The sequence below is a fragment of the Streptosporangium sp. NPDC050148 genome, from assembly GCF_055586505.1.
In genome coordinates this window covers 175069-188539 of sequence record NZ_JBVJIA010000017.1, presented here as the reverse complement: position 1 = coordinate 188539, position 13471 = coordinate 175069, and the positions used below count along the sequence as shown (strand labels likewise).

Annotated in this window: 7 protein-coding genes and 2 pseudogenes; 5 read left to right on the top strand and 4 right to left on the bottom strand. The window is 60.8% G+C overall.

Features of this window, described 5'->3' with window-relative positions:
- Positions 1-158: 158 nt before the first annotated feature.
- The 3 genes and pseudogenes from ACZ6RT_RS20935 to ACZ6RT_RS20925 all read left to right on the top strand — a co-directional run bounded on the left by ACZ6RT_RS20935 (position 159) and on the right by ACZ6RT_RS20925 (position 2118).
- A complete protein-coding gene (locus ACZ6RT_RS20935; RefSeq protein ID WP_470155454.1) occupies positions 159-1187 on the top strand; it encodes an IS110 family RNA-guided transposase in 1029 nt (342 codons plus the stop codon).
- A 60-nt stretch (positions 1188-1247) separates the two neighbouring features.
- A pseudogene (locus ACZ6RT_RS20930) lies at positions 1248-1916 on the top strand (IS3 family transposase); the annotation flags it as partial.
- Between the two features lie 58 nt (positions 1917-1974).
- On the top strand, positions 1975-2118 hold the full coding sequence (locus tag ACZ6RT_RS20925; RefSeq protein WP_470155460.1) for an IS3 family transposase: 144 nt from the start codon (positions 1975-1977) through the stop codon (positions 2116-2118).
- 256 nt (positions 2119-2374) lie between these two features.
- Here ACZ6RT_RS20925 and ACZ6RT_RS20920 read toward each other — a convergent pair whose 3' ends face one another.
- Both ACZ6RT_RS20920 and ACZ6RT_RS20915 read right to left on the bottom strand, forming a co-directional pair.
- The gene (locus tag ACZ6RT_RS20920) at positions 2375-3604 is read right to left on the bottom strand and encodes a restriction endonuclease subunit S (RefSeq protein ID WP_470155452.1); all 1230 of its coding nucleotides are present in this window, start codon (positions 3602-3604) and stop codon (positions 2375-2377) included.
- 131 nt (positions 3605-3735) lie between these two features.
- Positions 3736-6180 (bottom strand): N-6 DNA methylase, encoded by a 2445-nt coding sequence (locus ACZ6RT_RS20915; protein ID WP_470155450.1) that lies wholly within the window; start codon positions 6178-6180, stop codon positions 3736-3738.
- Between the two features lie 162 nt (positions 6181-6342).
- Between ACZ6RT_RS20915 and ACZ6RT_RS20910 the strand changes: the two are divergent.
- A pseudogene (locus ACZ6RT_RS20910) lies at positions 6343-6786 on the top strand (transposase); the annotation flags it as partial.
- A 254-nt stretch (positions 6787-7040) separates the two neighbouring features.
- Positions 7041-7472, top strand: a complete 432-nt coding sequence (locus tag ACZ6RT_RS20905; RefSeq protein ID WP_470155448.1) for a transposase — start codon at positions 7041-7043, stop codon at positions 7470-7472.
- A 406-nt stretch (positions 7473-7878) separates the two neighbouring features.
- Here the strand turns inward: ACZ6RT_RS20905 and ACZ6RT_RS20900 are convergent, their stop codons facing one another.
- Together ACZ6RT_RS20900 and ACZ6RT_RS20895 are read right to left on the bottom strand one after the other, a co-directional pair.
- A complete protein-coding gene (locus tag ACZ6RT_RS20900) occupies positions 7879-9996 on the bottom strand; it encodes an AIPR family protein (protein ID WP_470155447.1) in 2118 nt (705 codons plus the stop codon).
- A gap of 789 nt (positions 9997-10785) precedes the next feature.
- Positions 10786-13089, bottom strand: coding sequence for a polysaccharide lyase 8 family protein (locus ACZ6RT_RS20895; protein WP_470155445.1), 2304 nt, complete (start codon positions 13087-13089; stop codon positions 10786-10788).
- Positions 13090-13471 lie beyond the last annotated feature (382 nt).

Genomic DNA, 13471 nt, shown 5'->3' with positions numbered 1-13471 from the left:
CGGTGAGTTCTCCACGCGCCATGGCGATGGCCTACCAGGACGGCAAGCCACCGCGCAGGCGAATCCCCCTGATCTCAACTCCGTACAGGCCCTAGGCGTGCCCGCCGGAGCGGCTCGGACCTCGAAGTTGCTGGTAGGTGACTGTTCAGGAGGAACGGTTGATCGTCATCGGCGTCGACGCCCACAAACGCACCCACACTCTGGTCGCCGTCGACCAGGTCGGCCGCAAACTCGCCGAACGCACCGTTCGCGCGACCCCCGACGGCAATGCCGACGCTGCGACCTGGGCCGCCCAATGGACCGAGGTCACCTTCGCGATCGAGGACTGCCGGCACGTGACCCGCCGACTGGAGGCCGATCTGCTGCGCGCCGGCCACCGGGTCGTGCGCGTCACCACCCAGCTGATGTCCGGCCAGCGCCGCTCAGGCCGGGAACGCGGCAAATCCGACCCCATCGACGCACTGGCGGTCGCCCGGGTCGCGTTGCGCGAGCCGAACCTGCCGGTAGCTCACCTGGACGGTCCCTCTCGGGAGGTGAAACTGCTGGCCGACTACCGCGATGACCTGGTTGTTCAGCGGACCCGAATCTGCAGCCAGCTGCGCTGGCACCTGCACGAACTCGACCCCGAGCTGGAGATCCCCTCCCGCGGAATTCGCCGTCGCCGCGTCCAAGACGAGCTGTCTCAACATCTGGCCGACATGCCAGGGATCGTCGCGCAAATCGCCCGCGAACTGCTCGAGCGCTGCAGGCAGTTAACCGTGCGCATCAACCAGCTGGAAGGTCAGCTGAGACAACTCGTGCGAGCCATGGCCCCACAGTTGCTGGCCATCCCCGGCTGCGGCGTACTGGGCGCGGCCACGATCATCGGCGAGACCGCCGGAGTACACCGATTCCGCTCCAAGGCAGCCTTCACCCGCTCCACCGGCACCGCCCCCATCCCCGTCTGGTCGGGCAACAGCAGCCGGGTGCGCCTCAACCGCGGCGGCAACCGGCGCATGAACTGCGCCCTGCACATGATCGCCGTTACCCAGGGCCCGCGGTATCGGTCCGGGCAAGGCCTACCTCGACAAGCTGATGGCCGAGGGCAAGACCCGCACCGAGGCCATCCGCCTGCTGCGTCGCCGCCTGTCCGACGTGGTCTACCGCACCCTCAAAGCCGTCGATGCCTCGATCTCCGATACCGCTGAGCAGATGCTGGCAGCGGCGGCTTGACGACATAGGAGCATCCGGGAGACGGATCGGCCCAGATGAGGTTCCGGCTGATTCATGCGGAGAAAGACCACCACGACGTCTCCCTGCTGGCCCGGGTGCTGGGTGTGTCGCGCCAGGGCTACTACGCCTGGGCCGACCGCGGTCGACGCGGGGCGTCGGCACGCGCCCGCCGTGACGCTGAGCTCACCGAGAAGATCCGTGCTCACCACGCTGCTTCGGATGAGATCTACGGAGCGCCACGCATCCACGCCGACCTGCGTGAACTCGACGGCATCTGCATCGGCCGCAAGCGGGTGGCCCGGCTGACGCGCGCGGCCGGACTGGCCGGGGTCTCCCGACGTCGGGGCTGTCGCACGACTATCACCGACCGCAAGGCGGTCGCCGCCTCAGACCTGGTGAAGCGAACATTCAAGGCCGATGAGCCGGACCGGATCTGGACCGCCGACATCACCTACGTGCCGACCTGGCAGGGCTTCCTCTACCTCGCGGTGGTCTTGGATATGTTCTCACGGCGAATCGTCGGCTGGGCGATGGCCGAGCACATGCGCACCGAACTGGTCACCGACGCCTTGGCGATGGCGATCGGTCAGCGCCGGCCTGATGCCGGGGTGATTCATCACAGCGACAAGGGCGGTCAATATACCTCTGTGGCCTTCGGACGGCGGTGTGAGCAGGCCGGGGTGCGCCGCTCCACCGGCCGCACCGGCACCTGCTTCGAACTATACGAGCATCAACGCGATCACCTAGAGCTTCTTTGCCTCCCTGAAGTGCGAACTGCTCAACCGTCGCACCTTCCACGCCAGGTCACAAGCCGAACGAGCGGTGTTCGCCTACATTGAGGGTTTCTACAACCCGCGCCGCCGTCACTCCGCGAACGGACACCTCAGCCCCGCCGAATACGAGTGACGCCAAGCCCACAAGCCCACTCACGAAGACGACTACGCTGCCGCGTAGCCGCAAGCCCTGATGTGTCTACCGAACCGGGGCAACTCCAGTCTGGGTCAACGCCACACCCGCAGCTTAAAGCAGCTGACGATAAGATCGAAAGAAGCTCATATCCGTCTTCGAGGCAGCCCACCTGCGGCGGCCTGTTGCCAGGTGGTCGCTGGCCGCGCTGCGGCTTTCCGACCAATCGCAGCCAGCGCCATCACTGACAACAGGGCTACCCAACTGAATACCGAGAGCGGCCGATCGCGATCGCTTTTTCAGCCTCTTCATCAGCAATCTCCAGCCGCTGATTAGCTTCATACTTCATCTTTATAGCGTCGGCACTTGCCGACTCCCAGAGCTCAGCCAGCTCCCTCTGGATATCCAGAGGAGGCACCGGTATCTCTAGTTCACGAACATCCCTACTGTTGATGGTAGCGAGATTCGTAGTCTTCTTAGCTCTCCCCCTGAAGTGAATTCTACTCGGCCTTGTCTGCATATACGCCAACGCGTATCCAGGAAGCAGCTCTTGGTCATTGAGGCGTACTCGAAGGATATGGTTTTGATGAACACAATTTTCGATCTCATTACGCCAAATTGCTGGACGACCCACCAGCTCCGCACTGTTTCCCTCGCAGAGCAGAATATCTCCATCTTCCAACCGGTATTGAGGGAATAGCTCGGGCGGCACCTCAATCTTTTTAACCTTATTTAGATCAAGATATCCATCCTGAACATTGGCCACCCGCAGGTACGGGCGCGCGTTATCTCCAGGGCGACTATGAGGGCTGACCTGAAGGCCATATGACACGGCCGACAGAGATTCCTCCCCAAGTAACCGAACCGGAAATTTGCTTTCGAGTTCGGAATGAATACCGCGAGCGATAGCCATCGATCCCGCTGCAGACCATTGTTGAAGTCGGCCGTATTCCACCGCGAAAGGACCTTTAATAGATGGAATCTCAGGGAAGGAAAGTCCCAAGGTTTCAGAGATGCGCGAAATGGTCTCATCTCGCACCCGACGACTCTCACTTAGGAGCCGATCCGACTCAAGCAGTTTTTCGCGGTAATTTCGGACGATACTCTCCTGTTCACCCAAAGAAGGAACAGGGATGGGGATTTTCTCGAACATTTCTGCAGATACACGCTTACGTCCCGAGTGGCCAACGACAAGCGCTTCGACTTGCGCCCGAAAAATATGAGTGCGGAGAATCAAACGCACAAAGTCAGGCAATAGATCGCGCTGCCCGGAGACAGAGTAGATGGGAAATTCATTGGTAAAGGCAATTTTGCCAAACCCGTGAGGTACTACACCGATAGCACCATTTCTAACATCAATTCGCGAAAATACAAGATCACCTGGATGCGCGACGTAAGTGGTTCCCTTAAGTTGAATTTTCTCAGGACGCAAAGTAATTTGGCCATCGAAGTGAACAGATCCGATACGCAAGTCGCCTCGATTCACCTCCTCGCGGCGACTTGCCACTAGACCCAATGGCACAACCTCATTACCAGAGCGCTGCCATCGAGGCCTCAAGAAGTGCTTGACGTCCCATCGTTCGAGTGCAGATGATGGTGCAATCTGTATTATTGCCGTCACGCCTCATCCCCCGTTATGCTAATGGACTCTCTAAGCATGCGTTGGCTCTCTTCTAGAAATAGGCCTTTATCGTTAAGGAATCGCTTGTACGCGGCATGGATATCAGGCAGCTCATTGAAGACATGAGTTCCTGTTTCACCGGTAGCAGTAATCCCTGCTTGACTGACTTCAGCCATGAAGACAGGGTATGACAACACCTCTCGTGTTCTCATGCGTGTGAGGCGCTGCACCTCACGCTCAAGTTCAGCCTGCCGAGCTGTCGCTTCCCGCCGCAACTCACGAGCCCTCTCCCGATCCGCAGGCGTAACAGCCATGCGAAGGCTGCCCTTAAGTTCTCTAAGTCGTTTACTTGTAGCTGTGGTCTTAGACGCTGAACGTGAGAGCGTAACCTCAATATCATCTATTTCATCGATGAGAACAGCTAGCTCCTCTCGATCATAGATATTACTACGGCGATGCAGGCTATCTACCTCCTCGAATTTTCCTGCAAGCTCTTCTTGGATAGCTCCCTGTACTTCTGTCCATGTCTGACGCCACTTTTGCGACTCCTCATCCGTGAATTTCTGCAGAAACACAAGAGAAGTCTTTACTGTCGCTTTGGAAGAGGCGAAGACATCCTGGGGAATTGAAATTATGGCTTGAAGTTTTGCTCGCTCTTCGACATACTCTCGCAGCCAGGCTAGTGACGGGTTGTTCAAAATCCCGTCGGGCAGGACAATGCCCATACGGCCACCAGGACGCAAGAGTCGCAAGCAACGTTCTACAAAAAGAGTTTCAGTAGGACGATTCTTTCGCACTCGAGAGATATTATCTGGAGCGGCAATTGGATCACGACCGATATCAAACAGCTGGAGAACTGGCATTTTCTTCGACTGCGCATTAAGCAGACGAGCGTGGGATTCAGCGTATGGCGGGCCATATAGCTTTTTATACTCAGCGACTTTCGATGGGCTGTCGATACGGGTCTGCTCCGTGGCCCCAACAATCTGATCCGCCCCGACATTCGCACCGAATGGCGGATTAGTTACGACTACGTGAAAGCGGCCCTCGAAGACTCCAGCGGTATCGATGAGGCCATCGTGGTAGTAGATCCCGCCATGGCCGTCACCGTGCATGATCATATTCATTTTGCTCGTACGCGCTGCTCGTGGCTCAGCATCTACACCGTAGATATTTTCGTGTGCGATTCTAAAGAGGCGCGAAGATTCATCCATCTGATCCACTTCCCTGCTGAAGTCGCTTTGCATCTGCTCTAGTTCTCGAGCATGGCGCTCCTCGCTCCAGTTTTCATCGGTAGCCAGCTTGTCTAGTCTCTCCTCTTCTGCAGCCATGAGGTCATGAACGTCTCTTTCGACCTTTTCTTTCAGATGCTCGAAAACCTTAATTAGAAAGCCGCCCGTGCCAGCCGCTGGATCACAAATAAGCTCCTTTTCTTGAGGGTCAAGCATCTCCACCATAAATTCGACTATGGGGCGGGGTGTGAAAAACTGGCCAAGTTCGCCACGGAAGGTTTGGCCTAGAAATCTCTCGAATGCGATACCTTTGACGTCATCTCCAGTATTCGAGAGGTTGAACTTCTGAAGCTTTCCGACGATCCTACGAAAGGTCTCAAATGAGACCCGAAGACGTTCGTTTTCACTAAAGAGCGCATCAGCTTTATAGTGATCCTCTGTTACAGTAAAGATCTGCTGCAGGACTCTGGCATCGTCCTTAATCAGGTTTGTTTTAGCGAAATTATCGAGCGTGTCTATACTGAAGACCTCGGCGCGATCCATTCGCTCAAAGGCCATTTTAATAAACAAGATTTTCGAGATTTCGTCGAAAGCTGCACCCGGGTCCATTTTGTGGTTATCTCGAAGAATGCAGTGGCAATCGAACAAGAGACGCTGAAATTCATCTCTCGTGAAAGCCTTTGTGGATCTACGGATTTCGGCGAGTCTTTTGGCGTCTCCTAACTCATCAGCTTTAGGGATGGTAGTGATCTCTATGCGTTCACCCGGCGCTCCAGGGATCAGGCGAAGGTATGCGGTCTCCCGCATGTTGTGCATGACTAGAAATTCTGCTCCCACGCTTCGAGCATAGGACTCTCCTTGATCGTAGTCATTCACATTGATAGAGACGTTCTCAGCTTTCACCTCGACAACTATGCGATAATTGCGATTAGCGTTGAGATCATCGCTAGATTCCGAAATAACGATATCCGCCCGCGCTGATCCACGTCCGCGCTGAGTCTTCACCTCTTGTCGCATTTGCCCTAGGGAGTATCCCCAGTTTGTGTGAAGATCATAGATGAATTGCTGCCGTACACGTTCTTCAGGCTTCGCGATGAGCCACTGACCTCGAAGAGGAGCCCAGATCCACTGACCGCTGACGTGCAGGGGGGCATTTGAGGGCCCGTAGGGCGACTTGGGTGCAGTGGTGGGCTTACCGCTAGTTGTCACCGATCTTCTCCTTCAAGGGGCAGCACAGTAGGTGAGACTACGACCTGCGGAGCAATGCTTGAGAGCTGCGGATCGACTGGGAAGGGGTGTACCTTCCCAGTGATCGTTTGAGGCTCTCACGCATGGCCGACGTTGGCGCGTCGGCCGCGGAAGGCCCACCCGATGCTCACCGTAGTCCTCGAGCCCGCAGGCAGCGACCGCCGTTTCACAGACAACTCCACCTCGTTGTCGCTGATCGATGAGATCGTGCGTGAGGGCACCCGCCGGATACTGGCCCAAGCGCTCAAGGCCGAGGTCGATGCCTACATCGCCCAGTTCACCGACGAGCGCGACGAGAACGGCCGCCGCCTGGTCGTGCGCAACGGCTCCCACCAGACGCGGGAGGTCCTCACCGCAGCTGGCACCATCGAGGTGAGCACACCACGCGTCGATGACACGCGCATCAACCCCGATACCGGCGAGCGGCGGCAGTTCTCCTCGGCCATCCTGCCGCCGTGGGTGCGCAAGACCCCGCGCAGCACCAAGGTGTTGCCGCTGCTGTATCTACACGGCCTGTCCTTCGGTGACTTCGTACCCGTCCTGGGTCAGTTTCTCGGCTCAACCGCGCACCAGTCTGATGTACCCCGAGTTCGGTGGAGTCGGCTGCCGCGAGGCCCACGCGATCTTGGCCATCGCCCCGACCCCCGCCAAAGCCGCCCGGCTGAGCCGGCCGTAGATCTGCGCCGCCCTCAAGCCCAGTGGCCGGATCTACCACCTGCAGGCCTGGACCGAGAAGATCCACACCGGGCTGCGCCCCGAGCACCTGCACCAACACCCCCGTCGAAGAAGCCTACGGTTACCAAGCCCTGGCACTGCTGGCGGTGCTGGACGCCGCCTGCACCTCGGCCGCGGCCCTGAAAGAGGCCACCGTTGCCGCGTTCCGCGCGCACCCCGGCCTGGGCGATCTAACCGGCGCCCGACTGCTCGGCGAGGTCGGCGACAACCGCACCCGCTTCGCCAATGCCCGAGCCCTCAAGGCCTACGCCGGCGCGGCCCCCATCAGCCGCTCCAGCGGACGCAGCCGCGCCGTGACGCACCGCCGGGTCAAAAACCAGCGCCTAGCCCCGGTGGGGTATGTGTGGACATCCGCCGCTCTGACCGCCTCACCTGGAGCACGAGGCCACTACGACCCGCGCAAAGACCAGGACGAGCGCCACGCTGCCGCCCTGAGCAACCTCTACAACCGCTTCCTGGGCTGCCTGTTTTCACTGCCTGACCTACCAGTAACGGGCGGCGTTTCCCATATCGGCTGAGTAGTCCGCCGCAGCGTGGGTCAGCTGGGCTGAGCACCATTGCCGCTGGGACTTCGCAGCCCTCAAGACCCCCGCACGCGCCGGAGCAACCGCCGATGCGCCCGCTGTCATGCCTACGACCCGTCGTTCGCGCCGACGGTCACTCCGGACCGGGTTGACACGCCTCGCCTATCGGATGTCTCGGGCTTGACGGCCTTGCGGTACGGATCGGCTTGCCATCAGATGACGTGGTGACTCTCTCGGCGTCAAGTAATCGTCATCCTCAATAACCACCGGTACCGGTTGATGAAGATGAATCGCTTGCAATTCTATCCCGACGACGCGGCAGTTGACACCGGAGAATTCCTCAGGGTAGACCTCAACGGCTAGCCTGAGCTGGTGAACCTGCGTGCTGAATTAGCTCGGCTCATTCTTCACCGTCCTCACGTTCCATGAAAATAGCCTTGGCGAGATCCCACAGAGAACCCTCGCCTGGAAGATGCCAGCGTGAGGGCCCTTGGACAGAGACCGGAGTGGCGGTCCATCCCGCCTCTTTCCAGATGCGGGTGACCAAACCCGTAGGCGTGTACCTTATGCCGTCGGCGGCCCAGAGCAGCGGCTTCCTGCGGTCATTTACCCAACTTGCCTGACCACGTCGTGAATCCTCAGCCAGCCAGATTTTCAATGCTTCGCGTTCGGGGTTAGTCTTCGGTTCGAAATACAGGGTTGTTCCATCAGTAAGGCGGCCCGCGTCGATCAGAGTGGGTACGGCGTTAGGTCGCCTGGGTCGGCGGGGCGGAGGCAACGGCCGGTACTCTGCCGGAACGTCAGGCGCTGCTCCCCCACCGGCAAGGTCTTCAATGACTGTCCTGGTCAGGTAGCGGTACCGGTCAGGGTTAGTGAGGGTACTGGTAATAAGGGAGGTCGAGCCATAGGTCTGGTCGACACGGTGAATCAGCCACGCGAGAGCTTGCTCAGTCAGCTCGGGAATTCCCCTCAGGACAAGCTCCCAGTCGATTTCGGAGTCTTCGATCTCGCCGCCATCGATGCGCTGAATCACAATGTGAGCGATCAGAGACTCGCCATGCTCCGCAATAGTTTGAGCTCTTCCTTCGCGGGCACCCTTACTGGCGTAAAGAGCTATTTGGACCGCCCGGTTGATCTGGACGGATCGCCAGATCTGGAGTGCGGTCGGCTGGTCACCAAAAAGCAGTTGATAGGTGCCCTCTTCCCAGAGAAGTTCCGTACTCCGCTTGGCGCGGACCGCCAAATCGGGATTGCTGTGTGCACAGGCTAGCGCAATAGCCGCCTCGACAACTGAGCAACCGAGCTCAGCTGTAGGCTCCTTCTCTCCGGTCTTGAAGACATACTCCTTCTGGAGTGATAACGCAAAGTCGAGCCTGATATCAAACTGGACGCGATCAAGAGCAACGACGAGTTCACGCCGCCCGACATGGTTCTGTGTATTCGTCGCCCTCGTGACTGTCATGCCGAAGTCGGATGGACAGTCTCTTGTCGAGATGATCTTGATTCCGACGTGAGCGCGGGCGACAGCCTCAGGAGCCTTTCGGAGCGCCTCATACGTGGCCATGGCCGTCTGTGCCCCATTTACCACGCTTGCACCTTTTAAGGTAAGTTGCACTGGCCCATAGGCGGCCTTGTTCCAGTGATGTACCTCCACCGTGTCACAAAGAATAGTCATCCCGTTGTTGCGGTACCAGAAGGACTCAGGGTTCTCGATCAATGTCTCTATGAGCCCGTGGTTGACCTCGGTCAAGCCGAGCGGCTGCCGGATGTTTTGGTCGAAAAGCCGGTCACGGTGCTGATCGAACCAGTCCGCAACATCAGCGGCAGGAACCCGCCCCTGGTAGGCGTTGTACGGCTGACCGAGATTGAACCACTGATCCAGTTTGGCAACCAATTCAACCTCTGGCATCGCAAGATCATCTCTGATGACCTCCCAGAGTCGCTGTGCTCCCCAGACCTCGTGGCTGAGAAAGGTATTAAACTGGTTGACACTTTCCTCGAAGTCACCGAGTGTCAGTTCGACGTCGGGATGGAGATTCCCCGGACCCATCAGCGCGATCAGAAAAGTGATCTTGCTACGTGGATCCCAGGGGCCATTCTTGATTTGCTCCGCATACCGCCGAAGATTGTCGTTGAAGCGGTCGAACTTCCGATCTTCAAGAAGCCGGAGTCCCTCGAAGAAGGCGCGTGCATCAGCAGCGCTGAAGCCCGCATTCCCACGTTGGTTCCACTTGCTCTGAATGAAACAGATGTGAAGGCCACCGTTGAGCGGGACAATGGCATCGACGCCCATGTCGGCACGTCCGTCGACCAAGTAGTCGACAACCTCACGACTGTCATGACCAGAGAGCTTGCGCGCCACCAAGGCCGCCAGTGCCCTACTAAGGAACTTACGTTCCTGCTCGCCCGGATCTGGATGAGTGTAATCAGACAGGTCAATCAACCCGTCGAACTCACGGTGGAGGGCGGCACGGACCTGCTCCACCTGAGGAGACCTGCCGGTCGACTTCGTCGTCATTGACTGTCCTTCTAGTTCTCCGCCGCGGGTCGGCACGCAGCTCTGCTCGCCACTCGTCGCTCTATACTGGCGCCTAACACTGACAGTCGTCGATCATTTCAGGAGATTCGCACCGGGTTGCACACTTCTCGTGTATCCGCTACCCCGGGGTGCACCAAGATCTTTGGCCGTCACTTACGTCCTCCACAGGCGGAGGCGGGGGCACGCTCCCGCGGGCACAGGACATAGGCGGGATGATCAAGTATGTCGCGCTCATCCTGTGGAGCATCTCGGCAGGTCAGATCATATGAGCTAGTGTGCGAGCACTGCTCTCCAAAAGCGGGGGTCGCATGTTCGAGTCATGCCGGGGGTACCAGATTTGACCGGTAGCAAAGCGCCATTGACCAGCAAAAACGCTGGCCAAGACCTCCTTGATGTATCCGGGGCTGTACCTCTACCAGCGATCGCTGGCCGCTGATCCTCCAATGCCCTCCCAACGATGATCTTTAATCGTCTAGACCCGCGCTGTCCTGATGGCGTGCGATGCAGAGGCTTAGGCGCCGACGGCAACACCCCGGAATCGAATCCACGCAGAGGGAGAAAGCCAAGGGTCTCGTCACGAGCGCTTCGGCGGCGCCGGAAGCGAGAACCGCTCTCCGGTCTAACATGCGGACGGTGCGATGCCCGGCGGTGGCCATGGTGGTGGTCACGGTAGAAGTCTTAAGAAGCTCATCGGGCTTCTCTTCTTCGTGGCCCTGTACGCGATTCGCTCGTCGATCTCGTACCTCATCAATTTCGAGCATCTCGCCCTCATACGCGAACCTCCGCCGTGTGCGCGTGCCCACGGCTGCCCCTTACCTCCACCTTGAGGGCGGTCTTGGCCTTGCGCACGCTGCGGTCGCCTTTTTCGACCGATCTCACCGGCCAGGGCAACGTGATCTTCACCTCGTCGACGGTCCTGGACGGGTCGGAGACCGCGAGCCGTACCCGCTTGCCGGCGTGGTGGACCAGCAGGGTGCAGGGGCCGTCGACGGTGAGCGGCCCGTCAGGGGTCTCGATGGTCCCCGAGCGCCAGAAGACGGCGGCGGTCACGCCGTCGCGCGAGATGGCCTGCACCGCCGCGGAGTTGGCGAGGATCTCGATCCGCCCGTCGTAGGCCTCCATCTGCGTGATGGAGGCGTCGGGCAGTACGGCGTAGGCGTAGCGCGCCTTGCGGGGGTCGACGCCGTGGTCGATGAGGATCGTCGTGTAGTGCCTGGTGACAGGGGACGTGTCCCCTCCGGTGGTGGCACCCTTGTCGATGTCCCGCCAGCGGCCGGTGCGCTTCGTGCGGATGACCTTCGCGTCGGCGTCGTCGAGCAGCGCGTAACCGGCCACACCGTCCAGGTGGATCCAGCCGTCGCCCCGGGTCAGCGGCGGATGCCGGTCGTGGGTGTTGCGGTTCTCCACGACGGTCTCGATACGACGGCCGTCGGAGGCGGTGATGCCGGCGCCGAGGGCGATCACCGCGTCGTCGAGCAGGAACCATGCCTTCCTGGCCCGCAGCGAGGAGCCACCGGCGATGAGTCTCATCGCGGCCACGCCGTACTCGCCGTCGAGCGCCACGCCGCCCGCCCACGGGGTGGGAGGCAGACGACGGTGGTCGTGCGGGAGATCGGCGCGCCTGCGGGTGTCGACCGTCGTGCCCGGCAGCCGGTACGGGTCGATCGTGGGCCACAGGTCGTCGTTCCAGTGGGTGAGGTCGCCGGTGTAGAGGTAGGTCATGCCGTCGCCGGTGTACCAGCCGTGCAGGTTCTCCCGGTTGATGGCCTCGGCGGCGCCGATGCGCCGCGAGCTCATCGCGATCGCGTACGCCCAGGTAGGGCGGCGGTGCACGACCCGGTCCATGTCGGCGAAGACGTACGTGCCCGTCGTGCGCGGGCCGACCGGCACCGACGGGTCGGCCAGCAGGGCGGTGGCCCTCGCGATGCTCGCCGGTGGTGCGAGCGTGCCGTAGGGGGTGGCCTGGTTGCGGGTGAGCCAGCCCTTGACCAGCGGTCGCCAGCGCCGGGCGTGGTGCTCGGGTGCCGTCTCCAGCAGGGTGAGGACGGCCTCGACCGCCTTCTGTCCCGAGTGGTGGTCACGGTGGCCCTGCACCGAGATCTGCCGGCCGCGTACGCAGTCCATCATCAGCCCGTCGAAGACGAACGGCACGAAGGAGCGGTCCACGAGGTCGTAGACGTTGTCGATTCCGGTGATCTCCCACGGTGACCCGGAGAGCATGGCGATCAGCTTGGCCACGCTCTCCAGGTAGTCCACGCCGTAGCTGCCGGTGTAGGGGTACACGTCGTGCTGGATGAACGATCCGTCACGGTAGAAGCCGTCGCCCGGGCCCCTTGTCGGCCGTAGCAGGTCGGAGACGGCGTTCCTGGCCCGCTTGACGAGGCGGGCGTCGTGGGTGAGCACTCCGCGCATCGCCACCGCCATGGCCTTGCCCGCGCGGTTGGCGCCGGTCTCGACGACGCCGGGGTGGCTGACGCGGCGCTCCGGGTCGGGGCACCAACGGCGCAGGGGACGCAGCCAGCGCTCGATGCGGTCCGGGGGCAGGCCGTCGTACAGCAGGGCGCAGGTGTCGGTCAGCGAGCGGGGGACGCCGATCTCCCACCAGAACCAGTTGCTGCCCCGCCGGTCGAGTCCTTCGTGGTACGCGTGCTCGTAGAGGAAGTCCAGCGCCCTGACAGCGGTCCGGGCGATCTGGCCGTCGTGGTGCATGGCGGTGCCCGGCGTGGCCCAGGCCAGCGCCAGTGTGCGCATGCGGTTGTAGGAGCGGTTGAAGTTGCCCGTCCGGGGGTCCGACAGCGGCAGGTCGGACCACAGGCTCGGGCGACCGGCAGCGGGGTTCAGCTTGCGCAGCACCGCGTTGGCCGACCCCTCGAGCATCCGTGCCCTGTCGATGTACGTCCTGTCGGTGCGAGCGGAGTCGTACGACCCGCCGGCCAGCAGGCCCACCCACCGCTCACGCGCGGCGTCGAACGCGCCGGCGCCGGTCGCCTCGGCCGGTCTCGTCCCCAGGGCGAGACCGGCCACTGCCGCGGCGCTCAGCAGGGCGGACCGCCGGCTGAGGGGGTGGGTCATAAAGCTTCTTCCGGCAACAGGGCAGGTATCAGACGAAAAGATCATAAGTCGGCATGCAGGTGGATCATCCGGCTCTTCCGACGGCGAGCGGGCGTACGAACGTCGCCGGGAACGCGCGGTACCCGGCTCGGGCGGTGACAAACCGGACCGATCAGCCGACGGTGTCTCACCGGCCGGAGCATCCCGAACTGCCGGCTTACCTGACCGAACAAAGAGCCTCAAAAAGGGTGGAAGTCGCTCCGTAGCCATCCAGGAGAGGACCCGACGAAAGCCAGGTAAGGTCCGACCGATTGTACGCTTTGTGGTCGTCCGCGCGGCTCCTGCTCCTGGGGTACGGATCTGGTTGTGATCGAGGGACGGTCCGGGAGAGGTCCTCACACCG